Annotated in this window: 21 protein-coding genes; 9 read left to right on the top strand and 12 right to left on the bottom strand. The window is 75.1% G+C overall.

The annotated features are described in order from the left end of the window. Positions 1–78: 78 nt before the first annotated feature. Complete coding sequence (locus K5O09_RS15335; RefSeq protein ID WP_222170317.1) at positions 79–1,983, bottom strand: bifunctional diguanylate cyclase/phosphodiesterase; 1,905 nt, start codon at positions 1,981–1,983, stop codon at positions 79–81. Between the two features lie 331 nt (positions 1,984–2,314). Here K5O09_RS15335 and K5O09_RS15330 point away from each other — a divergent pair, with 331 nt between their 5' ends. The 4 genes from K5O09_RS15330 (at position 2,315) to K5O09_RS15315 (ending at position 6,355) form a co-directional block, all read left to right on the top strand. Next, positions 2,315–2,962, top strand: coding sequence for a PilZ domain-containing protein (locus tag K5O09_RS15330; protein WP_222170316.1), 648 nt, complete (start codon positions 2,315–2,317; stop codon positions 2,960–2,962). A gap of 76 nt (positions 2,963–3,038) precedes the next feature. Beyond that, positions 3,039–4,703 (top strand): DEAD/DEAH box helicase, encoded by a 1,665-nt coding sequence (locus K5O09_RS15325; protein WP_222170315.1) that lies wholly within the window; start codon positions 3,039–3,041, stop codon positions 4,701–4,703. A 218-nt stretch (positions 4,704–4,921) separates the two neighbouring features. Beyond that, positions 4,922–5,338: a peptide-methionine (R)-S-oxide reductase MsrB gene (gene msrB / locus K5O09_RS15320; protein ID WP_222170314.1), complete on the top strand. Its 417-nt coding sequence runs from the start codon at positions 4,922–4,924 to the stop codon at positions 5,336–5,338. A 66-nt stretch (positions 5,339–5,404) separates the two neighbouring features. Further along, positions 5,405–6,355 carry an NERD domain-containing protein gene (locus tag K5O09_RS15315; protein WP_222170313.1) on the top strand — a complete coding sequence of 317 codons (951 nt, stop codon included), beginning with the start codon at positions 5,405–5,407 and terminating at the stop codon, positions 6,353–6,355. Positions 6,356–6,400: 45 nt separating this feature from the next. On the opposite strand, the gene K5O09_RS15310 is transcribed toward K5O09_RS15315, so the two are convergent. The 7 genes from K5O09_RS15310 to K5O09_RS15280 all read right to left on the bottom strand — a co-directional run bounded on the left by K5O09_RS15310 (position 6,401) and on the right by K5O09_RS15280 (position 14,358). Continuing rightward, the gene (locus K5O09_RS15310; protein ID WP_222170312.1) at positions 6,401–6,865 is read right to left on the bottom strand and encodes a MarR family winged helix-turn-helix transcriptional regulator; all 465 of its coding nucleotides are present in this window, start codon (positions 6,863–6,865) and stop codon (positions 6,401–6,403) included. An 88-nt stretch (positions 6,866–6,953) separates the two neighbouring features. Continuing rightward, positions 6,954–8,678 carry an MFS transporter gene (locus K5O09_RS15305; protein WP_222170311.1) on the bottom strand — a complete coding sequence of 575 codons (1,725 nt, stop codon included), beginning with the start codon at positions 8,676–8,678 and terminating at the stop codon, positions 6,954–6,956. 122 nt (positions 8,679–8,800) lie between these two features. Continuing rightward, a complete protein-coding gene (locus K5O09_RS15300) occupies positions 8,801–9,307 on the bottom strand; it encodes a MarR family winged helix-turn-helix transcriptional regulator (RefSeq protein ID WP_222170310.1) in 507 nt (168 codons plus the stop codon). Between the two features lie 266 nt (positions 9,308–9,573). Continuing rightward, positions 9,574–11,403, bottom strand: coding sequence for a gamma-glutamyltransferase family protein (locus tag K5O09_RS15295; RefSeq protein ID WP_222172840.1), 1,830 nt, complete (start codon positions 11,401–11,403; stop codon positions 9,574–9,576). Positions 11,404–11,670: 267 nt separating this feature from the next. Next, positions 11,671–12,189, bottom strand: coding sequence for a hypothetical protein (locus tag K5O09_RS15290; protein ID WP_222170309.1), 519 nt, complete (start codon positions 12,187–12,189; stop codon positions 11,671–11,673). Between the two features lie 78 nt (positions 12,190–12,267). Further along, positions 12,268–13,788 (bottom strand): amino acid permease, encoded by a 1,521-nt coding sequence (locus K5O09_RS15285; RefSeq protein WP_222170308.1) that lies wholly within the window; start codon positions 13,786–13,788, stop codon positions 12,268–12,270. Positions 13,789–13,893: 105 nt separating this feature from the next. Further along, positions 13,894–14,358, bottom strand: coding sequence for a tRNA (cytidine(34)-2'-O)-methyltransferase (locus K5O09_RS15280; RefSeq protein ID WP_222170307.1), 465 nt, complete (start codon positions 14,356–14,358; stop codon positions 13,894–13,896). Between the two features lie 97 nt (positions 14,359–14,455). Here K5O09_RS15280 and mgrA point away from each other — a divergent pair, with 97 nt between their 5' ends. Beyond that, entirely contained in the window at positions 14,456–15,496 is a 1,041-nt protein-coding gene (gene mgrA / locus K5O09_RS15275) for an L-glyceraldehyde 3-phosphate reductase (RefSeq protein WP_222170306.1), read from the top strand. Beyond that, positions 15,493–16,413 (top strand): alpha/beta fold hydrolase, encoded by a 921-nt coding sequence (locus K5O09_RS15270; protein ID WP_222170305.1) that lies wholly within the window; start codon positions 15,493–15,495, stop codon positions 16,411–16,413. Before mgrA ends, K5O09_RS15270 begins: the two co-directional genes overlap by 4 nt. 237 nt (positions 16,414–16,650) lie before the next feature. Here the strand turns inward: K5O09_RS15270 and recQ are convergent, their stop codons facing one another. Continuing rightward, positions 16,651–18,747 carry a DNA helicase RecQ gene (gene recQ, locus K5O09_RS15265; RefSeq protein WP_370635468.1) on the bottom strand — a complete coding sequence of 699 codons (2,097 nt, stop codon included), beginning with the start codon at positions 18,745–18,747 and terminating at the stop codon, positions 16,651–16,653. 71 nt (positions 18,748–18,818) lie between these two features. Between recQ and K5O09_RS15260 the strand changes: the two genes are divergently transcribed. From K5O09_RS15260 to K5O09_RS15250, 3 genes are all read left to right on the top strand, one after another. Then, a complete protein-coding gene (locus tag K5O09_RS15260) occupies positions 18,819–19,604 on the top strand; it encodes an IclR family transcriptional regulator (protein WP_222170304.1) in 786 nt (261 codons plus the stop codon). A 453-nt stretch (positions 19,605–20,057) separates the two neighbouring features. Further along, the gene (eda, locus tag K5O09_RS15255; protein WP_222170303.1) at positions 20,058–20,693 is read left to right on the top strand and encodes a bifunctional 4-hydroxy-2-oxoglutarate aldolase/2-dehydro-3-deoxy-phosphogluconate aldolase; all 636 of its coding nucleotides are present in this window, start codon (positions 20,058–20,060) and stop codon (positions 20,691–20,693) included. Positions 20,694–20,880: 187 nt separating this feature from the next. Beyond that, positions 20,881–21,981, top strand: a complete 1,101-nt coding sequence (locus K5O09_RS15250) for a sugar kinase (RefSeq protein WP_222170302.1) — start codon at positions 20,881–20,883, stop codon at positions 21,979–21,981. Between the two features lie 66 nt (positions 21,982–22,047). Here K5O09_RS15250 and glpK read toward each other — a convergent pair whose 3' ends face one another. The 3 genes from glpK to K5O09_RS15235 form a co-directional block, all read right to left on the bottom strand. After that, a complete protein-coding gene (gene glpK, locus K5O09_RS15245) occupies positions 22,048–23,568 on the bottom strand; it encodes a glycerol kinase GlpK (protein WP_222170301.1) in 1,521 nt (506 codons plus the stop codon). 185 nt (positions 23,569–23,753) lie between these two features. Further along, positions 23,754–24,473, bottom strand: a complete 720-nt coding sequence (locus tag K5O09_RS15240) for an MIP/aquaporin family protein (RefSeq protein ID WP_370635579.1) — start codon at positions 24,471–24,473, stop codon at positions 23,754–23,756. Between the two features lie 127 nt (positions 24,474–24,600). Continuing rightward, positions 24,601–26,418 (bottom strand): glycerol-3-phosphate dehydrogenase/oxidase, encoded by a 1,818-nt coding sequence (locus K5O09_RS15235; protein WP_222170300.1) that lies wholly within the window; start codon positions 26,416–26,418, stop codon positions 24,601–24,603. Between the last annotated feature and the right edge of the window lie 101 nt (positions 26,419–26,519).

Raw genomic sequence — 26,519 nt, 5'->3', positions numbered from 1 at the left:
AGTTCGAAACGGTCGTACCGGGTCCTATCGGTCAGATCGTCGCGCACCTTGAGCCCGGATGTCCGGTTCTCGGGTGAGTCATGTGACCGCGTGTCGCGGGTCCGCGTCACGCGGCAGGTCCTCGGCGCGCAGCCGGTCGGGCGGCACCGCGGGGGAGTACAGGTAGCCCTGGGCCTGGTCGACGGTCAGTCGGCGCAGCACCTCGGCGGTCCGGACGTCCTCGACGCCCTCGGCCACGACCTGCAGGCCGAACGAGTGGGCGAGGTCGACCATGGCCTTGACGACCACCTCGGACCCCTCGCGGCCCGTGGCCGACAGGTCCGCGACGAACAGCCGGTCGATCTTGAGCCCGTGCACGGGCAGGTCGCGCAGCTGGGAGATCGACGTGTTGCCGATGCCGAAGTCGTCGATGGACACGCGGACGCCCGCGTCGGCGAGCCGCTGCAGGACGGGGACCACGCGGGACGGGTCGCTGACCAGCGCGGTCTCGGTGATCTCGACCTCCAGCAGGTCCGGTCCCACGTCGTGCGTCGCCAGCAGGTGCTCGATCACCTCCGCCACGGTCGCGGACGTGACGTCGTGCGCGGAGAGGTTGACCGCCACCGGCACCGGCTCGCCCCGTTCCCGCCACACCGCGAGCTGCTCGACGCACGCACGCAGGGCGTAGCGCGTCAGGTCGTGGATCAGCCCCGACTGCTCGGCGAGCGGCACGAACAGGTCCGGCGGCAGCATGCCCCGGGTCGGGTGGCGCCAGCGCATCAGCGCCTCGAGGCCGACGGTGCGGCCGGTGCGCAGGTCGATCTTCGGCTGGTAGTGCAGCTCGAGCTCGTCCGCGACGCCGAGGGCGCGGTGCAGGTCCCCGAGCAGCACCAGCCGGGCCGGGGAGGAGTCGTCCTCCTCGGGCGAGTACACGGACACGCCCAGCCGGTGGGTCTTGGCGGTGTACATCGCCACGTCGGCCATCCGCATGAGGGAGGACGCGTCGTCGGCCTGGTCGGGCAGGCAGGCGACCCCGATCGAGGTGTCGACGTGCAGCGCGAGGTCGCCGAGCATGAACGGCGGGACGAAGAGCTGCCGCACCCGGCGGGCCGCGGCGTCGGCGTCGGCCACGGACTGGATGTCCGGCAGCAGGATCGCGAACTCGTCGCCGCCGAGCCGGGCGACCACGTCGTCCTCGCGCAGCGCCCCCCGCAGGCGCGCGGCGACCTGCTCCAGGAGCTCGTCGCCGCGGTCGTGGCCGAGGGAGTCGTTGATGTCCTTGAACCGGTCGATGTCCAGCAGCGCGAGGCCGACGGTGCCACCGGTCGCCGTGGACTCCTCGATCGCCCGGGCGAGCCGGTTCGCGAGCATGCGCCGGTTGGGCAGCCCGGTCAGGGAGTCCAGCAGGGCGAGCCGGGCGTTCTCCAGGGCGGACGCCTGCAGCCGGCGCGACGCGTTGCGCACGGTCCGGAACAGCAGGACCCACAGCACGGCCAGCCCGCCGGCCACGACGAGCGTGACCGTGCGCACGGCCGACGACACGGCGTCGGCCGTGCCCTGGTAGTCGAGCATGACCTCGGCGGCGCCGACGACCACGCGTCCCTGCTGCACCGGGACGTAGACGTCGAGCAGGGTGGTCTCGGTGCCGCCGACCTGCTCGCCGCGCACCACGGTGACGACCTGTGCGACGGGCTCGCGCTCGCGGGTGGCGGTGTCCAGGCGCTCGCCGTCCGGGAACCCGGTGGAGTCCGCGTGCGAGTCGTACAGCAGGGTGCCGTCCACGGTCCAGAGGCGCAGGCGCCGCAGCTCGCGGAACCCGGTGACCTGCTCGGTGACGCGCTGGGCGTCGCCGGGCGCGAGCACCCCGATGGTGAAGGCCTCCTCGGGGACCCCGGCGGAGGCGTAGGACTCGATGGAGCGGGCGAGTGCGATGCCGTGGCGCTGTGCCTGCTGCTGCATGACGTCGGCGGTGACGAGCACGAGGGCGACACCGAGCGCGAGCATGGCGACGACGCTGACGACGGCGAAGTACCGGGTCAGCGGCCAGCGGCGGTGTGCGGTTGCCAGCGGACGGCCTCGGGTCTCGCAGGGACGGCCACGAGGGTGTGCGCGGCCGGTCCCGAGACTAGGTGTGGTCCGCCGGAATTGGCGAGAAGATCCGTGTTGCGGCGTTTCGCCACAAATGCCCGGTCCGTTGCTCGAGGCCGCCGAGCACCCCGGCGCCGCGCGGCCGGTCGCAGCGCCACGACGTCGGCACCCGTTCGGGTCACGCCCGCCCGCGCGCCGGAGGGGTAAAGTCCAGCCGCCCCCCTCCTGCGTACCCCGGAGCGTCCCGATGCACGAGCTCGCCCTGTGCTCCGTCGAGCACGACGGCCGCACCGTGCTGTCCGGGTACGTGCGGACCTACGACGACGGCGTCCTCTGGGCGGGCACCGAGGGCATCGTGCGCGGCGTCGCGGAGGGCGAGCTCTACACCCTGCGGGTGCTCGACGACGTGCGCGGCGAGTGCGTCTACGTGGGGGCTGCCGCCCGCATCACGGCCGACACCGTCGCGTTCGCCGACGTCGAGCTGCTGTCCACGCTCCAGAAACGCGCGGTCGCCCGCGTCGCCGTCAGCGTGGAGTGCGAGGGGTTCGCGACACCGGCCGGCACCCCGCACGAGGAGGGCGCGGCGCCCGCCGCGGACGAGGCGCCCGAGGGCGGGGAACGACCCGTGCAGTTCACCGTGCTCGACGTCTCCGCGCACGGGATGCGTATGATGAGTCAGACCGCGCTGCCCCCCGGCAGCACGGTGAGGTTCGTCTTCCCCGAGCTGTCGGACGCGTTCTGGCTGCAGGCGGTCGTCGTCCGTGCCCAGCCCTCGCGCTCCGGGACGCACTACGGCTGCCGGTTCGTGGAGACCTCCCCGCGGGAGACGGACGCGCTCTTCCGCTACGTCCTGCGCACGCAGGGCGCCCAGCGCCGCCAGCAGACGCTCGCCTGACCGAGCCGCCGGCGCCGGTCGCCGCCCCGCGCGCACGGACCTGCGGACCCGATCCGACGCCGGAAAGACCTCACCCATGCCTTCCTTCACCGATCTCGGTGTCCCGGCCGCCCTCGCGGCCTCCCTCGCCCAGCGCGGCATCACCGACCCGTTCCCGATCCAGACCGCGACGCTGCCCGACACCCTCGCCGGGCGCGACGTGCTCGGCCGCGGCCGCACCGGCTCCGGCAAGACGCTCGCGTTCGCGCTGCCCGTCGTCACCCGGCTCGCCGCGTCACGCACCCGGCGGGCCCCCGCCCGGCCGCGGGCCCTCGTGCTCGCCCCCACCCGGGAGCTGGCCACGCAGATCCACGCGACCGTCGAGCCGCTCGCCGCGGCCAGCGGTCTGACGTCCACGACCGTGTTCGGCGGTGTCGCGCAGAGCCGTCAGGTGACCGCGCTGAACGCCGGCACGGACGTCCTCGTCGCCTGCCCCGGCCGGCTCGAGGACCTCATCCGCCAGGGCCTGTGCTCGCTCGAGGCCGTCGAGGTCACCGTCCTCGACGAGGCGGACCACATGGCCGACCTCGGCTTCCTGCCCGTGGTCAAGCGGCTGCTCGACCGCACCCCCCGGGGCGGTCAGCGTCTGCTGTTCTCCGCCACGCTGGACAACGGCGTCGACGCGCTGGTGTCCCGCTACCTGGACCGCCCGACCACGCACTCGGTGGACCCCGAGGTGGCGCCGGTGTCCACGATGACCCACCACGTGCTCGCTGTCGCCGACGCGGACGCCAAGAAGGACGTCGTCCGGGAGCTGGCCTCCGGCACCGGCCGCCGCATGCTGTTCACCCGCACCAAGCACCAGGCCAAGAAGCTCGCGAAGCAGCTCACCGCGGACGGGATCCCCGCCGTGGACCTGCAGGGCAACCTCGGCCAGGGCGCCCGGGAGCGGAACCTCGCCGCGTTCACGAGCGGCGACGTCCGCGTCCTCGTCGCGACGGACATCGCGGCGCGCGGCATCCACGTCGACGACGTCGAGCTCGTGGTGCACGTCGACCCGCCGGCCGAGCACAAGGCCTACCTGCACCGCTCGGGGCGCACCGCGCGTGCCGGGTCCGGCGGTGACGTGGTCACCGTCATGCTGCCCGAGCAGGCCGGCGACGTCCGGGACCTGACCCGCAAGGCGCGCATCACGGTGACCCCGCAGCGGGTCGCGCCGGGGTCCGCCGTCGTCGCCGGGCTGGTCGGGGACGTCGCCGAGCGCGTGGCTCCGGTGGCTCCCGCCGCTCCGGCGCCGCGCGCCGCGACCGGGACCGGCTCCCGCCGCGGGGGCCGGGGCGGTCGCGGCACCGGCCGGGGCGGCCCGGGCGACGCGACCCGCGGCGCCGGGAGCACCGCCGGAGCGGCCGCCGAGCGCAGTGCCCGTGGGCGCGGCGTCGGGGGCGACCGCCCCGCGGGCCGGACGTCGTCCGACACCCGCGCCGCGTCCGGCTCGGCGGGTGGCGGCCGCGCGGCCGCCACCGGTGCCGCCGGGCACGGCCGGAGCGGTGCGGCGGGTGGCGGGGCCGGGCGGTCGCGCCGCGCCGGCCGGCCGCAGGGCGCCCCGGTCGGCGGCTCGACCGTCCGCTGGAGCTCCGGGGGAGACGCCCCGTCCGGGCAGCCGGCCGGGGGCGCCGCCCGCTCCGCCGAGGGCACGGGCGGGGGACGGCGCCGCAGCCGCGGAGGCCGCGGCCGCGCCGGCGGACCTCGCACCGGGGCCTAGCGGCGCCGCGGTCACCCCGGCGGTCGGCGCGCGGCGCCACCCCGCGGCCCGGGCGGCGCCGTCCGGCCGTGGCGGCGCCGCCCGGTGGCGCCGGCGGCGCGGACGCGTCACCCTCGTGCGGGGCGCCCGGGAACACGGCGTCCGGCAGCCGTGTTCTGCTGCCGCGGGTGCGCTGCGGCCGACCCGGCCGCGCGGCCCGCGGGCGAGAGGAGGACCAGGTGACGGAGCAGAAGGCCTACGAGGTCCAGAAGGACGAGGCGCAGTGGCGCGTCGAGCTCGACCCGGCGGAGTTCCAGGTGCTGCGGCTCGCGGGGACCGAGCGGCCGTGGACGGGCGCACTGCTCGACGAGGAGCGCCAGGGCGTCTACCGGTGTCGTGCGTGCGGGAACGAGCTGTTCCGGTCCGACACCAAGTTCGACTCGCACTGCGGGTGGCCGAGCTTCTTCTCGCCGCTCGCGGGTGACCGCGTCGAGCTGATCGAGGACCGCAGCCTGGGCATGGTGCGCACCGAGGTGCGCTGCGCCCGCTGCGGGTCGCACCTGGGGCACGTCTTCGACGACGCCCCGCAGACCCCGACCGGCGACCGCTACTGCATGAACTCGGTCAGCCTGACGTTCGAGCCCACGGTCGGCTGACGGCCGTCCGGGGGAGTGCATCGACCGACGCTTCAGGGCCTGCGCCCGCGTGCCGATACCGGTGACGTGGAGCAGGCCCTGATCGTCCGACGGTGGCGTCGCTACGGCGCCGACCGGCTGTACGTGACGGCCGACACCGGTGCCCCGCTGGGCAGCGTCGACCTCACGACCGGGCAGGTCGCGTCCGCCCGGCCGGAGGGCCCCGGCCTCGGCGGCGCCGTCCTGGACGGCGCGGGCCTGGAGGCCGTGGGCCTCGAGGACGTCGTGCGGGGGGCCGCGCAGGCGTACCTGCGCGCCGACCTGCCGGAGCTCGTCGTGCCCGCCTCCGCGGTCCTGCCGTCGCCGCCCGCGTCTCCGGTGACGCCGCAGCGTCCCCACGGTCGCCGCGCCGCGGGCGAGCCGTCCGCCGCACCGGCCGCGCCCGCGGCGTCGGTCCCCTCGCTGCCGTCGGTCGCGTCCGGCACGCCGGCGGGGGGCCGGCACCGCGCCGCGGACCTCGTGCAGCCGCACCCCGCCGGCGACGAGCAGCCCGCCGGCGAGTCGCTCGCGGAGCGGCTGGACCGGCTCGTGCTCGCCGGGTGGCACGTGCTGCCGGCCGTCCCCGTGGGACGCCAGGGCTCCGTGGTGCCCTACCTGCTGGTCGGCCCGACCGGGGCGTTCGCCGTCGCGGAGCGCCCGGCCGGCGGACCGGGTGGCGAGCAGCTCGTGCTGGACGGCCGGCACCTGTCAGCCGGCGGGCACGGGGTCCCCGACCTGCGCGACATCCGGCTGACGGCGGCGCGCGCGGGCTCGCTGCTGCGCGCGGCCGTGGGGTCACCCGTGGGCGTACGCGGCGTCCTCGTCGTGCACGGACCGGTGACCGTGCGGAGCCCGGCGGCCGTCGACGCCCTGGTGGTCGGGCTCGAGGAGGTGCCCGGCGCGCTCGAGGACCTCCCGGTGCGCTGGACCCGCGGTCGCGTGGACGCGGTCGCGGCGGTCGCGCGGCGCCGCAGCACCTGGGCGCTCACCTGGGCGTGACGCGACGCCGGGCCTCTGCCCGGTGCGGCGCGGTCGACGGCGGTCTCAGGGAGCCGGCGGCGTGCGGGGGGTCGCCGCGAGGTCCTCGTTCAGCCGGTGGAGCTGGTCGGCGAGCTGCGCGCGCTCCGCGGCGGTCCAGCCGTCGAGCACCTGGCCGAGGTAGCGGCGGCGGGCGACCCGCGCCGCGTCGACCCGGCGTGCGCCCTCCGCGGTGACGCGGATGAGCTGACCGCGCGAGTCACCGGGGTCCGGCCGCCGCTCGATCAGGCCGAGCTGCTCGATCCTCCCGAGCTGGCGCGACATGGTGCCGCGGCCCACGCCGATGTGCTCCGCGAGCTCGCTGGCACGCACGTCCGGCTCCCGCTCGATGCGCGCCAGCAGCGGGTAGGCGGACGGCTCGAGGTCCGGGTGGACCTCGCGCGCGAGCCGTTCCGCCGACGCCCGGGCGCGCCGGAGCAGCAGCCCGAGCTCGGCCTCGAGGCGCACGACGGGGTCGGTCGAGGTGTCCACCCGGTCATTGTGGCCGACCGGCGGTCAGGACGGCACGAGGCGCCCGGCCGGGTCGGCCGGGCGCCTCGCGTCGAGCTGTGGAGCGGGGTCAGGCGCGCCGGGCCGTCGCCGTCCCTGCGCGGGCCTCGACGTCGGCCTCCTGCTCGGCCTCCTGCTCCGCCTCCGCCTGGCGGCCGACGGCCTGCTGCGCGCCAGGCGTCCCCGCCTCGGCGACGACCGCCTCACCGGTCTGCTCCTGGTCGAGCAGCTGCTCGACGCCGGAGCGGCGGCCGAGCGGCACCTCCGTGAGGAACAGCACGGCCGCCAGGGCGACGAGGCCCAGCGGGGCGGCGATGAGGAACAGGTCCGCGATGCCCTCGCCGTACGCCGACTCGACGACCGTGCGGACCGGGCCGGGCAGGGTCGACACGTCCGGGACCGCGCCGGTGCCGCCGCCGAGCGCGCTCACGTCGATGCCGAGCGCCGCGAGGCCCTCGGTGATGAGCGAGACGACCCGGTTGCCGAGCACCGCGCCGAGCGCGGACACGCCGATCGCGCCGCCCAGGCTGCGGAAGAACGCCACGGTCGCGGTTCCGGAGCCGACCTCGGAGACGTCGAGCGTGTTCTGCACGGCGAGCACGAGGTTCTGCATGAGCATGCCCAGCCCGGCACCCATGACGAACATGTACAGCCCGACCAGCACGAAGCTCGTGTCGTAGCGGATCGTCCCCATCAGGGCGAGACCGACGGTCAGCGTGATCGAGCCGGCGACCATGAAGCCCTTGTAGCGCCCGTACTTCGTGATGAGCCGCCCGGTGATGGTCGACGCCGTGAACAGGCCCAGGATCATCGGGATGGTCAGCAGGCCGGACTGCGTCGGCGTCTTGCCGCGCGCGACCTGCATGTACTGGCTGAGGAACACCGAGGTGCCGAACATCGCCACGCCGACCGCGACGGACGCGATGACGGAGAGCACCAGCGTCCGGTTGCGGAACAGGTGCATCGGGATGATCGGGTCGGCGACCTTCGTCTCGACGACGCAGGCGACGGCCAGCACGACGAGCGAGCCGAGCACCATGACAGCCGTCTGCCAGGACATCCAGTCGTAGCTGTTGCCGGCGAACGTCACCCACAGCAGCAGCGTGGCGATGCCGACGGAGATCAGCGCGGCACCCCAGTAGTCGATGCGCACGACCTTGCGGGCGAGCTGCGGCAGGTGCAGCGTGCGCTGCAGCACGATGATCGCGGCGATCGCGAACGGCAGGCCGACGAAGAAGTTCCAGCGCCACGAGATCGCGTCGGTGATGACGCCGCCGAGCAGCGGGCCGCCGACCATGCCGACGCCCATGATGCCGCCCATCAGGCCCATGTACCGGCCGCGCTCGCGGGGGCTGAGGATGTCCGCCAGCAGCACGGTGGCCAGCGCCGTGAGGCCGCCGGCGCCGATGCCCTGCAGCGCGCGCATCCCGATGAGGGTGCCGACGTTCTGCGAGAACCCGGCTGCGGCCGAGGACAGCACCGAGATGGCGAGCGCGAGCTGGATCAGCAGCTTGCGGTTCACGAGGTCCGCGAGCTTGCCCCAGATCGGCGTGGTGATCGTCGTGGTCAGCAGGGTCGCGGTGACGACCCACGTGTAGGAGGACTGCGAGCCCTGGAGGCTGGTGACGATCTTCGGCAGGCTGCTCGACACGACGCTCGTGGCCAGGACGGACACGAACATGCCGAGCAGGATGCCGGAGAGCGCCTCCATGACCTGCCGGTGGTTCATCGCGGGTGCGGACCCGGCGCTGCTCGCGACCGGGGTGGGGCTCTCGGCCCGGGTGGTGCTGGTCATCGGTGCCTTCGCTTTCGCCAGTGGTGCGGTGCCCGGCGTCGTCGACGGACGGTGTGCGTGGTGGTGCGGCGCGCCCGGGGGGACGCGGGGTCGGGGCCCGGCGCGGACGCCGGGGGCCGGGATCAGGTGGCCGCGGCGACCGGTTCGACCGCGGGTGCGGCGTCGCCGGCGGTCGCGGGGAGGGGGCTCAGGCCGGCGATCGTGTCGGCGACGCGCTCGATCTGGGCGGTCGCGGACAGCAGGTCGTCGAGTGCCCAGCCGCTGAAGACCGCCGCGGCGCGCGCATCGAGCTCCTGCTTGGTCCGCGCGGTGAACGCCTGGCCGAGCGCGGTGAGCCGGACGGTGCGCACGCGACGGTCGGTGCCCGGGGCGTCCGGCGTGCTGCGCTCGGCGTAGCCGGCGTCGACCAGCGTGGTGATCTGCCGGCTGGCCACCGAGATGTCGACGTGCAGGTGCTGCGCGATGTCACCGGTGCCCATCTCGCCGCGCTTGTCGAGCAGCCACAGCAGGCTGAGTGCCGCGCGCGGGCAGTCGAGGTCGCGCGCCAGCTCGGTCGCCGTCTCGCGCTGGACGCGCTGGAGGCGCGCGACGGCGTCGATCAGCGCGCGGTACGCGGGGGTGGCGGGCACGTGGGGCTCCTCGAGGTCCTTGGTTGCAGCAGGCAACCTATCACAACGGTTGCGTCGGGCAACTTCTTCCCGTCGAGAGGTGTCCGCCGCCACGCCCCCTCCACCGTCCCGTCGGAGGCTCCGACGGTGCTCGGAGGGGCCCGCGCGTCGTCGTGGTGCTCCCCGGGCACCTCCGATGGCGCGCGGGCACCTCCCTCGCCGTTGGGAGCCTCCGACGGGGGAAGGTGGGCGTGCGGCCCGGGCGGAGGTCGGGGCGGGGCGGGGCGTCAGCGGCCGGCCGCGTACCCCTGCATCCCCTGCGGGTTCGCCGCCGCGTGCAGCAGACCGTCCGGCCGCACACCCGCCGCGCTGACCCGCCCCAGCGACCACGGTCCCGCGTCGTGCACGGCGTGGCCCCGGCGCGCGAGCGCGTCCAGCACGTCGGCGCCCAGCCGGGACTCCGCCTCGACCCCGCGGCGGACGCTCGTGCGGGGGTGGAACGACGACGGCACGTGCGTGGAGTGCCACACCGGCGCGTCGATCGCCGCCTGCAGATCGAGACCGCCCAGCAGGTGGTGCAGCAGGAACGGCAGCGTCCACTGGTCCTGCTGGTCGCCGCCGGGCGTCCCGAACGCGAACCCGCCGCCGTCCCGCAGCACCAGCCCGGGGCTGAGCGTCGTGCGCGGTCGGCGGCCGGGGACCAGCGACGACGGCAGCCCCGGCTCGAGCCAGAACATCTGCGCCCGCGTCGGCAACCCGAACCCGAGACCGGGCACCACGGGGCTGCTCTGCAGCCAGCCGCCCGACGGCGTCGCGGACACGAGGTTGCCCCAGCGGTCCACGACGTCGACGTGGCAGGTGTCGCCGCGCGTCACGCCGGCCGGGGTCACGTCCAGCGCGGGGCCGTCGACCGCCGCGTCGCCGGGTCCGCGCGTCGGCTCGCCGGAGCCCGCCGTGGCCACCGTGCCGCTCGCCCCGGCCGTGCCCGCGTCCTCGTACCGCCCCGGCCAGACGCCGTCGGCCGGCACGCCGAACACCCGGGCCAGCCGCGGCTGCCGGCCGTCCGGGGAACCCGGGCGCAGGCCGTCCGCCGCGTCGGCGCCGACGAGCCGGGCGCGGTCCGCCGCGTACCCGGCGGACAGCAGCGCGTCGAGCGGCACGTCGCCGTCCACCGGGTCCCCGTACCAGGCCTCCCGGTCCGCGAACGCGAGCGTCGTGACCTCCAGGGCCGTGTGCACCAGGTCGGCGGACCCGAGCCCGGCGTCCTCGACGCCGAGCGCCTCGAGCATCCGCAGCTGCTGCAGCAGCACCGGGCCCTGGCCCCACGCGGCGGTCTTGTGCACCTCGACCCCCGCGAACGGGACCGACACCGTCGGCTCCTCCGTGGCTCGCCACCCCGCGAGGTCGTCGGCCGTCAGCAGCCCGGCGTGCGCCTCGCCGGACGAGTCCAGCACGGGCTCCCGCACGAACGCCGCCACCGCCTCGGCCACGAACCCCTCGTAGAACGCCCGCCGCGCCGCCTCGATCTGCGTGAGACGGTCCGCGCCGGCGGCCTGCGCCTCAGCGAGCACCCGCGTGTAGGTCGCGGCGAGGTCCGGGTTGCGGAACCGCGCGCCCGGCTCCGGCGGGCGTCCACCGGGGAGGTAGACCGCAGCGGACGTGGGCCAGTGCTCCGCGAACAGCCGCTCGACGGTCCCGATCGTCCGGACCGCCGCGGGCACCAGCGGGTAGCCGTCGCGGGCGTACCCGATCGCCGGGCCGAGCACGTCCGCCAGGGGCAGCGTCCCGTAGCGCGCCAGCAGGTCGAGCCACGCCCCGAACGCCCCGGGCACCACGGCGGCGAGGTGCCCGGTGCCCGGCACGACGTCCAGGCCGAGGTCCGTGTACGCCTCGATCGTCGCGGCTGCCGGCGCGGTGCCCTGGCCGCACACGACGAACGTGTGCCCGTCCGACGCCCGGTGCCCGATGATCGGCGCGTCACCGCCGGGCCCGTTGAGGTGCGGCTCGACGACCTGCAGCGTGAAGCCGGCCGCCGCTGCCGCGTCGAACGCGTTGCCCCCGGCCTCCAGCACCGCCATCCCGACGGCGCTGGCCAGCCAGTGCGTCGAGGCGACCATGCCGTGCGTGCCGACGAGCTCGGGGCGGGTGGTGAACACGGGCGGCTCCTCGGGTCGGTCGGACGCCCCGCCACCGTACGCCGCCCGATCCCACCTCGACCTCGTCGGAGGCTCCGAACGGCGAGGGAGGTGTCCACGTGCCATCGGAGGTGTCCGGGGACCACCACGATGGCGCGCGGACCTCTCCGAGCACGGGCGGAGGCTCCGACGGGAGCGCGGGCGTGCGGGGCGTGGGACCGCGGACCCGGGCGCGGGCGCGGGCGCGGGTCAGCCGCCGAGGACCGTGGCGGACCAGGCGCCGGTGCGGTCCGCGACGCCCGGGGTCATCCGGACGCCGACGGCGTCGGGCACCGCGAGAGGCGCGGACGTCTCGTCCGGGCCGCACGGGACGTCGGGGAACTCCGCGCTGCGCTCCGAGCTCGCGCCGTCCTCGTCCGTCGTGACGTGGACCGTGAAGTCGAGCGTGCCGTCGCCCAGGCACGCGAGGTGCACCCGCTCGATGCGCACCGGCTGGACGAAGCTCACCATGACGCCGGCGTCGGCCGGCTGCTCAGCCGGGTCCTGGGGGCTGATGCCGCCGGACCCCGCGCCCAGGACGGCGTCCGGGTCGACATCGGCCGGCGGGCCGTCGTGCGACGCCAGCCACGCCGAGACCTCCTCCTGGGTCGCGCCGGGCACGGGATCGTCGGTGCACGCGGTCAGGACGAGGCAGGCCGCGGCACCGGCCACGGCTGCGCAGACCCGGAGCGGGCCGGACGTGCGGGCGGGGGCGGGGCTGAGCGGCATCCGCCGACCGTAGCGGCCGGGGACCGCCCGGCGGGGCCGTTCCGGAGTCCGGCCGACCGCCGCGGGCACCAGGCCCGGTCAGTGCCCCGCGGAGGGCGCCGGCACGTCGCCGGTCTCCGGGGCCTCGCCGCGCCCGACGCGCGAGTGCCGGTACGAGTACGCCGCGTACACGACCATGCCGAGCGCCAGCCACGCCGCGAACCGCAGCCACGTCAGCGTCGTCAGGTTCGTCATGAGCCAGAGGCACGCCACGCCGGAGACGATCGGCAGCACCGGCGACCACGGCACCCGGAACCCGCGCTGCAGGTCCGGGCGGGTGCGCCGCAGGATCGGGATGCCGAAGCTCACCAGCACGAACGCCGAGAGCGTGCCGATGTTGATCATCTCCTCCAGCAGCTCCACGCGGGACAGCCCGGCGATGGCCGCGACGACGATGCCGGTGCCGATCTGCAGCCGGACGGGCGTGCGGTAGCGGGGCGACGTGCGGGAGATGCCGCGGGGCAGCAGGCCGTCGCGGCTCATCGCGAAGACGATGCGGGTGAGGCCGAGCAGCAGCACCATGATCACCGAGGTCAGCCCGACGAGGATCCCGATCGAGATGACCTTGCCCGCCCAGTCGGCGCCCACGAGCACGAACGCCGTCGTCAGCGAGGGCGAGTCGGAGGCGGCGAGGTCGGTGTACGGCACCATGCCGGTGACGACGACCGTCACCAGCACGTACAGCACGGTGACGATGGCGAGACCGCCGAGCACGCCCCGCGGGACGGCCCGCTGCGGGTTCTTGGTCTCCTCGGCGGTGGTCGCGACGACGTCGAACCCGATGAACGCGAAGAACACGAGCGCGGCCCCGGACAGGATGCCGACGACGCCGTACGTCGAGGGCTCCAGGCCGGACAGGAACGCGAACAGCGACTGGTGCAGGCCGGAGCTCGACTCGGCGGGCTGCGACGGCGGCACGAACGGCGTGTAGTTGTCGGCGCGCACGTAGAAGAACCCGGCGACGATGACGAACAGCGTGATGCCGACCTTGATGATCGTGAAGACGCTGTTAACGCGGGTGCTCAGCTTGGTGCCGACGGCGAGCAGCGTCGTGAACACCCCGACGACGAGCACGGGGCCCCACTCGAGGTCCACCGGCCCGAGGTGCAGCGTCGTCGGCAGGTCGACGCCGAAGAGCCCGAACGCGTCGGCCAGGTAGACGCCCCAGAACTTCGCGATGACGGCCGCCGCGAGCAGCATCTCGAGGATCAGGTCCCAGCCGATGATCCACGCGACCAGCTCACCGGCCGTCGCGTAGGAGAACGTGTAGGCGGAGCCGGCCACCGGCAGCGTCGAGGCGAACTCGGCGTAGCACATGATGGCGAGCGCGCAGACGGTCGACGCGATGAGGAACGAGACGATGACGCTCGGACCGGCGTAGTCCGCGGCGGCGGTCGCCCCGACGGAGAAGATGCCGGCGCCGACGGCGACGGCGACGCCCAGGACGGCCAGGTCCCAGGCGGTGAGGTCGCGGCGGAGCGAGCGCTCCGGGTCGTCGACCCCGGCGAGCGAGTCCTCGACGGACTTGCGGCGCAGGACGCTGCGGTGGGTGGTGGACACCGGGGAGCTCCCTCGGTCGACGGCTGCTGTGCCGCGCGAGCATCGCGGAGCGCGGGCGCCGGCGCACGCGGAAGTCCGCCATGTGGGACCGGAGAACGCAGGGCGTCAGAATCCGCCGGGGAAATCGAGCTGCCGCCACGCCTCGTACAGGGCGACGGCTGCCGCGTTGGTGAGGTTGAGCGAGCGGCGTCCGGGCAGCATCGGGATCCGCAGCCGGTCCGTCACGGCTGGGTGCTCGAGCGCCTCGGGCGGCAGCCCGGTGGGCTCCGGGCCGAACAGCAGGGCGTCGCCGTCTCGGAACGCGACGTCGGTGAACCTCGTCGAGGTGTGCGTGGTGAACGCGAACACCCGCCCGGGGGCGACCGCTGCCATCGCCGCGTCGAGGTCCGGGTGCACCACGACGTGCGCGAGGTCGTGGTAGTCGAGCCCGGCCCGCTTCAGCCGCGGCTCGTCCATCACGAAGCCCAGCGGCTCCACCAGGTGGAGGGTGGCGCCCGTCGCCGCGGCGAGCCGGATGGCGTTGCCGGTGTTGCCGGGGATGCGGGGCTCGAAGAACACGACGTGCAGCACCGGGCGATCCTCTCACCGGCCCGCACCCGCCGCCGTCAGCGGGCGCTAGCGTGAGGTGCGGGTCCGTGGACCCGCCCGCCACCACGAGAGGACACCGATGCCCACCCTGCCGCCGTACCGTGCCGCCGACGACCGGTACGAGAGCATCCCGTACCGGCGGACCGGCCGGAGCGGGCTCGACCTGCCCGCGCTGTCCCTCGGCCTGTGGCACAACTTCGGGGACGTCAACCCGCTCGAGACGCAGCGCGCGGTGCTGCGGCGTGCGTTCGACCTCGGCGTCACGCACTTCGACCTCGCGAACAACTACGGGCCGCCGTACGGCTCCGCCGAGGCCAACTTCGGCCGGCACCTCGCGCAGGACCTGCGGCCGTACCGCGACGAGCTCGTCATCTCCTCGAAGGCCGGCTACGACATGTGGCCCGGGCCGTACGGCGACGGCGGCTCGCGCAAGTACCTGCTCGCGTCGCTCGACCAGTCGCTGCAGCGCACCGGCCTGGACTACGTCGACATCTTCTACTCCCACCGCCCGGACCCGTCGGTGCCGCTGGAGGAGACGATGGGCGCTCTGCACACGGCCGTCACCAGCGGGCGGGCGCTGTACGCCGGGATCTCGAACTACTCGCCGTCCCGCACCCGGGAGGCCGCGCGGATCCTCGCCGACCTGGGCACGCCGCTGCTCATCCACCAGCCGAGCTACTCGATGTTCAACCGGCACGTCGAGCAGGTCGCCGAGGGCGAGAGCGAGACGCTGCTCGACGTGGTCGGGGACCTGGGCATCGGGATGATCGTGTTCTCCCCGCTGCAGCAGGGGCTGCTCACCGGGCGGTACCTGTCCGGCGAGGTGCCGGCCGGCTCGCGCGCCGCGACCAGCCGGTTCCTGTCGGCCGACTCGATCTCCGGCACCTACCTCGAGCGCGCCCGGGCCCTCGACGAGATCGCCCGCGGCCGGGGCCAGTCGCTCGCGCAGCTCGCCCTCACCTGGGTGCTGCGGGACCCGCGCGTCACGTCCGCGCTGATCGGCGCGTCCTCGGTCGCCCAGCTCGAGGACAACGTGGCCGCGCTCACCGCCCCGCCGCTCACCGACGAGGAGATCGCCGCGATCGAGCCGCACGCCGTCGACGGGACGGCACGCCGGTGACCGCCGGGGGCGGCCGGGTGCCGGTGGTGCTGCTGCACGGGCTCACCGACTCCTCCGCCTGCTGGCCGACGGTCCGGCACCGCTACGACCGGGACGGCCGCGTGGTCGTCGCGCTGGACGCGCGCGGGCACGGCGGCGTGCCGCTGCCCGACGAGCCGTTCACGATCGCGGCGCTCGCGGCGGACGCGGCCCGGGCGCTGCGCGCGCTCGGCACCGGCCCGGCGCTCGTCGTCGGGCACTCGATGGGGGGTGTCACCGCGGAGGAGCTCGCACTGACCGCGCCCGAGCTCGTCGCCGCGCTCGTCCTCGAGGACCCGGCGTGGCACGACGGTGGAGTCCTCGGCGCGGCCGAGGACGCGGACGTCGTGGGACTTGGGAGCGCGGACGCCGACGCTCCCGGTCGCCCGGCCGCGCGGCCGGCAACCGGCGTCGGCTCCCCGGCACCCGCGACCGGAGGTGTGTCGGGCGGCGGGTCGGGGGGCAAGCCGGCCTGGCTCGGCGCGTCGATCGCCGCGCTCGCGGGCCGCACCGTCGAGCAGATCGCGGCGCGCGGGCAGCTCGAGAACCCGACGTGGTCGCCGGAGGAGGTCCGCGGCTGGGCCGAGGCGAAGACGGGCATCGACCCGCGGCTCGCCGAGGTGCCGCACGACTGGGTCGCGCGTGACTGGGTGGAGGCGCTCGCCGACGTGCACGTGCCGGTGACGCTGCTGACGGCGGAGCCGGGCCGGGGGGTGGTCACGCCCCGGCAGGCCGCGCAGGCCGCCGAGGTCCTGGGATCCGCGCCCGAGGGGCTGCTGACGCACGTGGCGGTCGCCGGCGCGGGGCACAGCATCCGGCGGGAGGCACCGGAGGCGTACCTCGAGGCGCTCGACGCCGCGGTGGCGGCTGCGGATGCGCGGGCGGCGGCTCGCGGCTGAGGGCTGAGGGCTGCGAGCGGCCGGCCGGGCCGCGACCGGCGGGCGACGACGCGGGAGCACGGGCCGCGCAGCCACACGCGGCGTCGGCGGGGGAGTCGGGCGCGGGTGGCGAGGCGCGGGTGGTGCGGGCCCGGGTGGCGAGGCGCGGGTGGTGCGGGCGCGGGTGGCGAGGCGCGGGTGGTGCGGGCCCGGGTGGTGCGATGCGGGGCGTGCGCGGCGACGCCGTTGCCGGCGGCTCTAGTCCGTCGAGGCCGGCGCGCCGAGCGGGAGCGTCGTGTCGTCGTCCTCCGGTGCCCCGTCGTCGCCCGGAGCGTCGTCGCCCCGCAGCGTCGCCAGCACGCCGGGCCCGTAGCGCTCGAGCTTCGCCGCGCCGACGCCGGAGATGCCGCCGAGAGCGGTGAGGTCGCCCGGCGCGGCGACGGCGATCTCGCGCAGCGTCGCGTCGTGGAACACCACGTAGGCGGGGACGCCCTGCTCCTTGGCGGTGGCGGCGCGCCACGCGCGGAGCCGCTCGAACACCCCCGCCGGGCCGTCGCCGAGCTCCGCGGCTGCCGCGGCGGGCGTGCGCCGACCGCCTCCGGACCGCGTGGAGCGGCCCGCGGGTCGGGCGTCGTGACGCAGCGGGACGGTGCGGTCGCCGCGCAGCACGGCCGCGCTCTCCTCCGTGAGGCGCAGGGTGCCGTACCCGTCGGCGTCGACGCCGAGCAGCCCCTGCGCGAGGAGCTGGCGCACGACGCCCCGCCACTGCGCGTCGCTGAGGTCGGTCCCCACGCCGAACGTCGACAGCGCGGTGTGCCCGAGCTGCTCGACCCGCGGCGTGCGCTTGCCGAGCAGGATGTCCACGAGGTGCCCGGCGCCGTAGTGCTGGTTCCGCTCCCGCTCCAGGCGGACGACGGTCGACATCAGCTTCTGCGCGGGCACCGTGCCGTCCCACGTCTGCGGCGGCGAGAGGCACGTGTCGCAGTTCCCGCACGGCTCGGTGTCCTGCCCGAAGTAGGCGAGGAGCTGCACCCGCCGGCACGTGACGGTCTCGCAGAGCGCCAGCATCGCGTCGAGGTGCGCGGACAGCCGGCGCCGGTGCTGGGCGTCGCCCTCCGAGGTGTCGATCATGCGGCGCTGCTGCACGACGTCCTGCAGGCCGTACGCGAGCCACGCGGTGGACGGCAGGCCGTCGCGTCCCGCCCGGCCGGTCTCCTGGTAGTAGCCCTCGACGGACTTCGGCAGGTCGAGGTGCGCGACGAACCGCACGTCCGGCTTGTCGATGCCCATGCCGAACGCGATGGTCGCCACCATCACGAGGCCGTCCTCGCGGAGGAACCGCGCCTGGTTGCGCGCCCGGACCTGCCGGTCGAGGCCCGCGTGGTACGGCAGCGCCGTGACGCCCTGGGCGCTGAGCATCTCGGCGGTCTGCTCGACGGACGACCGCGACAGGCAGTACACGATCCCGGAGTCGCCGTCGTGCTCGGCCCGGATCAGGTCGAGGAGCTGCTGGCGCGGGCTCGCCTTGGGGACGATCCGGTACTGGATGTTGGGCCGGTCGAACGACGCGACGAACTGCCGTGCCCCCGTGAGGTCGAGCCGCTCGGCGATCTCCGCCCGGGTGGCGGCCGTCGCCGTCGCGGTGAGCGCCACCCGCGGGACGCCCGGCCAGCGCTCGTGCAGCACGGACAGCCCGAGGTAGTCGGGCCGGAAGTCGTGGCCCCACTGGGAGACGCAGTGGGCCTCGTCGATGGCGAACAGGCTGATCTCGCACCGGTCCAGCAGCGCGAGCGTCTCGGGGACGCGCAGCCGCTCGGGGGCGAGGTAGAGCAGGTCGAGCTCCCCGTCGAGCAGCGCCTGCTCGACGGCGCGGCGCTGCGGCGGGTCCTGCGTGGAGTTGAGGAACCCGGCGCGCACGCCGACGGCGGACAGCGCGTCGACCTGGTCCTGCATGAGGGCGATGAGAGGGGAGACGACGACACCGGTGCCGGACCGCACGAGCGCCGGGACCTGGTAGCACAGCGACTTGCCGCCGCCGGTGGGCATGAGCACGAGCGCGTCGCCGCCGGCGACGACCGTGTCGATGATCTCCGCCTGCTCGCCGCGGAACGCGTCGTAGCCCCAGACCTGCTGCAGCACCTCGAGGGGCGTCCGGCCGGTCGTGCTGTCGTGGGCGGGCCGCGCGACGGGGTGCGGCTCGCCGGGGACGCCGAGGCGGTCCTCGCCAGGCGCGCCGGGCCCACCTCGTCGGCCGCTCCCGTCACGCCCGGCGGGCGGCTCGTACGCGGGCTCCTCGGCCGGGTCGTACGGCGGCTCGTCGGGGAGCGGCCACTCGTCGTCCCATGCCTGCGTCACGCCGTCCACCCTAACCGCGGGCCCCGACGCGACCGGCGTCGTCCACAGGGCCGTCGCCGTAGGGTGGGCCCGTGCAGGAGGAGACGGCCGGCGCGGGCACCGCGCCGCTGGAGAGCGTCGACCGGGCCCTGCGCACCCTCGACGCCGTCGCCGCGGCCGGCCCCGAGGGGTCGACGCTCGCCGACCTCTCCGCCGCCCTCGGCGTGCACAAGACGACGGTGCACCGTTCGCTCGCGGCGCTGCGTCACCGCGACTTCGTCGCCCAGGACCCCGTCAGCGGGCGGTATGCCCTCGGACCGGCGGCGGTCCGGCTGGCCGACCGGTACTTCGCCGAGGACGACCTGCCCGCCCGGCTGCACGGCGCCCTGGTGGCCCTGTGCGCCGCGACCGACGAGCTCGTGCACCTCGGCGTGCTGAGCGGCGTGCAGGTCGTCTACCTCGACAAGGTCGAGCCCGAGCGCGCGGTGCGGGTCTGGTCCGCGGTCGGACGCCGCAACTGGGCCGCGACGACCGCGCTCGGCCGGGCGATGCTCGCGTTCCGCGACACGTCCCGCGCCACGCTCGACGGCTACGTCCGGGCGGTCGAACCCGCCGGCCGTGTGGACGCCGGCCACGTCGCGGACGAGCTCCACCGCGCTCGTGGGCGCGGGTACGCCGTCGAGCAGCAGGAGAACGAGCCGGGCATCGCGTGCCTCGCCGTGCCGCTCCTGCGCGGTACCCGCCCGGTGGCCGCGCTGAGCATCACCGCGCCCGCCGAGCGCATGACGGCGCAGCGGATGGCGGAGCTCCACACGAGCATCCGCGAGGTCGTCCCCCCGCTGCTGCCCGCCGGGCTCGCGCTCCCCGCGCCCCGCTGACCCGCCCCACCCGCGCCCCGCCCCCGCACTCCGCCCCCGCCCCTGCGCTCCGCGCCCCGCCGGCCCACCCCGCCAGCTCGCCCCGCCAGCTCGCCCCGCCAGCGCGCCCCGCCAGCGCGCCCCGCCAGCGCGCCCCGCCAGCGCGCCCCGCCCGTCCTCCGCGGCGCGACCGGATCGCCGGAGGTGCTGCTGGGCGAGCCCTGGACCCCGCACCGACCCGGACGCCGACGTCAGCGGGAGCGTGGGCCTGGACGGACTGGACGGCCTGGACGGCCTCGGCCGCCGGTTGGGCCGGGCCGCGCGGGCGAGCGGCTGGCGCGGGCGAGCGGGTGGTGGGCGCGGGCGAGCGGCTGGTGGGCGCGGGCGCAGCGAGCGTTGTCGGGACGAGCCGCACGTGGCATCCTGCATTCCAGAGGACGCAACAGGCGTTGCGCACAGTGAAACGAGGTCCGCGTGAACGACATCCTGTCCCAGCTCGCCGCGCACCGGCTCGTCCCGGTCGTCGTGCTCGACGACGCGCGCGACGCCGGGCCGCTCGCCGGCGCGCTGGTGGGCGGCGGTCTGCCCGTCGCCGAGGTCACCTTCCGCACCGCCGCGGCGGCCGACGCGATCCGGGCGATCGCCGATCGGGGCGACGTCCTGGTCGGCGCCGGGACGATCGTCACGGCGGCCCAGGTCGACCAGGCCGTCGCGGCGGGCGCGCGCTACCTCGTGTCGCCGGGCACGTCGCGGGCGGTCGTCGAGCGCGCGCAGGAGCACGACGTCCCGGTGCTGCCGGGTGCCGTCACCGCGTCCGAGGTGCAGGCTGCGCTCGGGCTCGGGCTGGACACCGTGAAGTTCTTCCCCGCCGGCACGTCGGGCGGCAGCGCGGCCATCGCCGCCCTGGCCGCGCCGTTCGGCGGGGTCCGGTTCGTGCCGACCGGGGGCGTCGGACCCGGGAACCTCGACGAGTACCTCGCGCTGCCCTGCGTCGCGGCCGTCGGCGGATCGTGGATGGTGCCCCGCGACCGGGTGCGCGACGGCGACCTCGCGGGCGTCCGGTCGCTCGTCGCGGACGCCGTGGCGCTCGCCACCCGGCTGCGCCCCTGAGCCACCCGCGGGCAGCGCGGCACGCCCCGCGACGACCTCAGCCCGTCGAGCCGCGGTCCGCCGGTCCGCCCGCCGCCCCGCGCCGCTGCCGACCCGTCCACCTGGCCGAACCCGCACCCCCGTCAGCCCACCCCCGACCCCGCCGACCCCGGCGCCTCGCACACCCGCCCCACCGGAGGACCCGACCATGCCCCTGACGATCCGTCCCGCTGCCGACACCCGCTACGACGCCGTCTCGCTGGGCGAGGTCATGCTGCGCCTCGACCCCGGCGAGGGCCGCATCCGCACGGCCCGGCAGTTCCGCGCGTGGGAGGGCGGCGGGGAGTACAACGTGACCCGGGGCCTGCGCCGGGCCTTCGGCCTGCGCGGTGCCGTCGTGACCGCGCTGGCCGACAACGAGGTCGGGCGCCTCCTGGAGGACTGCATCCTCCAGGGCGGCGTCGACACGTCGTTCATCCGGTGGGTGCCGTACGACGGCATCGGCCGCGACGTGCGGAACGGCCTGAACTTCACCGAGCGGGGCTTCGGCGTCCGCGGCGCGGTGGGCGTCAGCGACCGCGGCCGCACCGCTGCGAGCCTGCTCGCCCCGGACGACGTGGACTGGGACCACCTGTTCGGCGAGCTGGGCGTCCGCTGGCTGCACACCGGCGGCATCTACGCGGCCCTCTCCGAGACCGCCGCCGAGACGGTGGTCGCGGCGGTGACGGCCGCCAAGCGGCACGGCACCGTCGTGTCCTACGACCTCAACTACCGGCCGAGCCTGTGGAAGGCGGTCGGCGGGCAGGCCCGCGCCCGGGAGGTCAACCGGGAGATCGCCCGGCACATCGACGTGATGATCGGCAACGAGGAGGACTTCACGGCCGCCCTGGGCTTCGAGGTCGAGGGCGTCGACGAGAACATCTCCGCGATCGAGGTCGGCTCCTTCGCGGCGATGATCGACCGGGTGGCCGCCGAGTTCGGCAACTTCCAGGTCATCGCGACCACGCTGCGCACGGTGCGGTCGGCCACCGTCAACGACTGGGGCGCCATCGCGTGGTCGCGCGAGTCCGGCCTGGTGCAGGCGACCCACCGGCCCGGCCTCGAGATCCTCGACCGGGTGGGCGGTGGCGACTCGTTCGCGTCCGGGTTGATCTACGGCCTGCTGGACGGGCAGCCGCTGCAGACGGCCGTCGAGTACGGCGCGGCGCACGGCGCGCTGGCGATGACGACGCCGGGTGACACGACCATGGCGTCGAAGGCGGAGGTCCTCAAGCTGGCGGCCGGCGGCGGGGCCCGCGTCGACCGCTGACCCCGGGCGCGGACCGGCCCCGCCGCCCGCTCGCGCGGGGGACGGGGCCGGTCGCGTGCTGCGAGGTCAGCGCACGTCGTCGTCGACCCAGTCGAAGGTCTTCGTGACGGCCTTCTTCCACAGCCGGTACTGCCGGTCGCGCTCGTCGGCCTCGATGTTCGGGGTCCAGCGGCGGTCCTCGGCCCAGTTGTCGATGACGTCCTGCTCGCCCTCCCAGAACCCGACGGCGATCCCCGCGGCGTACGCGGCGCCGAGCGCGGTGGTCTCCGCGACCTTCGGCCGCACGACGGGCACGTCGAGGATGTCCGCCTGGAACTGCATGAGCAGGGTGTTGGCGGTCATGCCGCCGTCCACCTTCAGCTCCGTGAGCGCGACGCCGGAGTCCGCGTTCATCGCGTCCAGCACCTCGCGGGTCTGGAAGGCGGTGGCCTCCAGGGCTGCCCGCGCGATGTGGTTGCGGTTGACGTAGCGCGTCAGGCCGACGAGGGCACCGCGGGCGTCCGAGCGCCAGTACGGCGCGAACAGGCCGGAGAACGCCGGCACGAAGTACGCCCCGCCGTTGTCGTCGACCTTGGAGGCCAGGTACTCGATGTCCGGGGCGTCGGTGAACATGCCGAGGTTGTCACGCAGCCACTGGACGAGCGACCCGGTGACGGCGATCGAGCCCTCGAGCGCGTAGACCTGCGGCTTGTCGCCGATCTTGTAGGCGACGGTGGTCAGCAGGCCGTTCTTGGACGGGACGGGCTCGGTGCCGGTGTTCAGCAGCATGAAGTTGCCGGTGCCGTACGTGTTCTTGGCCGTGCCGACCTCGAAGCACGCCTGCCCGAACGTCGCCGCCTGCTGGTCGCCGAGGATGCCGGCGATCGGCACGCCCGGCACGAGGCCGCCCTGGCGTCCGTGGCCGTACACCTCGGAGGAGGACCGGATCTCGGGGAGCATCGACAGCGGCACGCCCATCTCCGCCGCGATCTCCTCGTTCCAGGTGAGCGAGTCGACGTTCATGAGCATGGTGCGCGACGCGTTCGTGACGTCGGTGACGTGCACACCGCCCTCGACGCCACCGGTCATGTTCCACAGCACCCACGCGTCGGTGTTGCCGAACGCGAGCTCGCCGCGCTCGGCCTTCTCGCGCGCCCCCTCGACGTTGTCGAGGATCCAGCGGATCTTGGGGCCCGAGAAGTAGGTCGCCAGCGGCAGGCCGACCCGGTCCTTGTAGCGGTCGGCGCCGCCGCCCAGGGCCGCGAGGTCGTCGCAGATCTTCTGCGTGCGGGTGTCCTGCCAGACGATCGCGTTGTACACCGGCTGGCCGGTGGTCCGGTCCCAGACCACCGCGGTCTCCCGCTGGTTGGTGATGCCGATCGCGGCGATGTCGGAGTACGTCTTGTTGGCCCGCGACAGCGCCAGGCCGACGACCTCGCGGGTGTTGGTCCAGATCTCGTTCGGGTCGTGCTCCACCCAGCCGGCGCGCGGGAAGATCTGCTGGTGCTCGGTCTGACCGACGGACACGATCTGCCCGCTGTGGTTGAAGAGGATCGCCCGGGTCGAGGTGGTGCCCTGGTCGATCGCCATGACGAACTGCTCGGACATCTGACTTCCTTCGCGTCGAGTGAGCCCGCCCCGCGGGCGGGTGCGGCGCCGCGGGGGCGACGTCGCCGGATTCGGGTCGTGCTGTGCGGCGGGGGCCGCCGGTTGTCAGGGGTGCTGCGGGTCCGGGTGCCCGCCCCGGCAGGGGCGTGGGGCGGGCACCCGGGTCTCCGCGGGGGTGCGGACGGTCAGAACACCCAGCCCACGGCCAGCGCGAGCAGACCGCCGAGGATGCCGCCGACCGCGGGGCCGAGCACCGGCACCCAGGAGTAGCCCCAGTCCGACGCGCCCTTGCCCTTGATGGGCAGCAGCGCGTGGGCGATGCGCGGGCCGAGGTCACGCGCCGGGTTGATGGCGTACCCGGTCGGGCCACCGAGGCTGGCGCCGATCGCGACCACGACGAGCGCGACGCCCAGCGGGCCGATCTGCGCCGGCGTGTTGCCGGAGATGACGACCCAGAACACGAGCACGAAGGTGCCCACGACCTCGGTGACGAAGTTCCAGCCGTAGGACCGCAGCTCGGGTCCGGTGGAGAACACCGCGAGCTTGATGCCCGGGTCGGCGTCCTCGTCGAAGTGCTTCTTGTAGGCGAGGTAGGCGAGCGCGGAGCCGACCGCGGCGCCGGCGAACTGCGCAGCGATGTACAGGAAGCCGTTGGCCGCGTTCACCTCGATGCCCGGGGCGAACTCGTCCTTGCCCGCGGCCCAGAGGCCGAGGGTGACTGCCGGGTTGAGGTGGGCCCCGGACTTGAAGGCCACGTACACGCCGGTGAAGACCGCGAGGCCCCACCCGAAGTTGATCAGCAGCCAGCCGCCGCCGAACCCCTTCGTCTTCGGCAGGATCACGTTGGCGACCACGCCTGCACCCAGGAGGAGCAGGATCGCGGTGCCGAGGAACTCGGAGAGCATCGCTTCTCCGATCGAGATGGACTCCACAGTCGACCTCTTTCATTGACGGACGTCGTTGTCTCGTAGGGCTCCGGCGGACCGGAGTGCGGCCGGGGGACCGCGGGGGTGGTGCCCCCGTGCTACCCGATCATGTCCCTGCCGGAGCGTTGGCGGCAGGGGTCTCCGCGGGCGAACCGGGCTTGTGACCGGGTCGGACGGGGGCACTGTCGAGGGGGACCAGCGGCGCGAGGTCCTCGGCGGCGTCCCGGGCGGCCTGCGCGGCGGCGTCGTCGGGCTGCTGCGCGGCGGCGTGCTCGGCCTCGGCGCGGGCGCGGTAGGCGGCGATCTCCCGCTCGCGGGTCGCGTCGTCCCAGCCCAGGCGGGGCGCGACGATGTCGGCGATCTCGTCGAGCGCGCCGACGCCCTTGTCCGCCTGCTCGTAGTTGAGCCGGGTGCGGTGCATCATCACGTCGTCCAGGTGCAGGGCGCCCTCGTGGCTGACCGCGTACGCGACCTCCGCGCCGATGTAGGCCGGTGCGTGCTCCAGCGGCCGTCCGAGGGCGGGCTCGGCGTCGACGAGCTCGAGCAGCTCCCCGAGCAGCGAGCCGTAGCGGTGCAGCAGGTGGTCCATGCGTCCGCGGTCCCAGCCGTAGCGGTTGCCGATCTCGCGCGACTGGCGCTGCAGCACCTGCAGGCCCTCGGCGCCGACGAGCGGCACCTTGTGCGTGATCGACGGCAGCGTGGTCGCGCGGGAGCCGATCGCGAAGTCGACGGCGTCCTTCGCCATGACGCGGTAGGTCGTGAGCTTGCCGCCGGCGATCACCGTGAGGCCGGGCGTCGGCGACGCGACGGTGTGCTCGCGCGAGACCTTGGCGGAGGACGTGCCCTCCTTGGTGCCGGGCTGCAGCAGCGGCCGCAGGCCCGCCCAGGTGCCGATGACGTCCTCGCGGGTGATCGGGCGGGACAGCACGGTGTTGGCGTGCTCGATGACGTAGTCGATGTCGGTGCTCGTGGCGACGGGGTGCGTGAGCTCCTGCTCCCAGGGGGTGTCGGTCGTGCCGATCACCCAGTAGCGGGACCACGGGATGATGAACAGCACCGACTTCTCGGTCTGCAGGATCAGGCCGGTGTTGCCGGCGATGCGGTCGCGGGGCACGACGATGTGGATGCCCTTGGACGCGAGCACCCGCAGGCCGCCCTCGGTGCCGGCGAGCGCCTCGGTCTGCTCCGTCCAGACGCCGGTCGCGTTGATGACGTGCCGGGCTCGGACGGTGAACGTCCCGCCCGACTCCAGGTCGACGAGCTCGGCACCGGTGACGGCGCCCCCGGACGTCGTGGTGAGCCCGACGACCTGGGTCCGGGAGGCCGCGTGGGCGCCGTAGGAGACGGCGGTCCGGATCAGGGTCGAGACCAGGCGGGCGTCGTCCACGCTCGCGTCCCAGTAGCGGACCGCGCCGATCGCGGCGTCGTGCCGCAGGTCGGGGAACAGCCGCTCCATGCCCTTGCGGGTGAGGTGGCGGTGGATCGGCATGGCGCGGTGGCGGCCGTTGACGCTGGCGAGGGTGTCGTACAGGGCGACGCCGGCCCCGACGTACGCGCGCTCCCAGACCCGGTTCTCCAGCGGGTAGAGGAACGACACCGGCTTGACCAGGTGCGGGGCGATGTCCTGGATGAGCAGGTCGCGCTCGGTGAGCGCCTCCCGCACCAGGTGGAAGTCGAGCATCTGCAGGTAGCGCAGACCGCCGTGGACGAGCTTGCTCGACCGGCTGGACGTGCCGGACGCCCAGTCCTGCGCGTCGATGACGGCGGTCGAGAGGCCACGGGTGACGGCGTCGAGCGCGATGCCCGCGCCGGTGACGCCGCCGCCGATGACGAGGACGTCGAGCTCGGGCCCGCCCTCGGTGGTCGCTCGCAGGGTCGCCAGCGCGTCCTCACGCAGGCGGGGGGTCAGTGCTGCGGTCCTCATGTCCCACTCCATCGCGGTCTTGCTCCGGCCGGCCCCTGCCCCGGGGCGCGGAACGCCCCGCAGACTGGGACTTCGGTCCTGTCTGTCCGCTATCGTCACCA

The organism is Cellulomonas sp. C5510 (assembly GCF_019797765.1).
Taxonomy (GTDB): Bacteria; Actinomycetota; Actinomycetes; order Actinomycetales; family Cellulomonadaceae; genus Cellulomonas.
The sequence above is the reverse complement of the archived record's forward strand: the minus strand, read 5'-3'. Positions and strand labels throughout refer to the sequence as shown.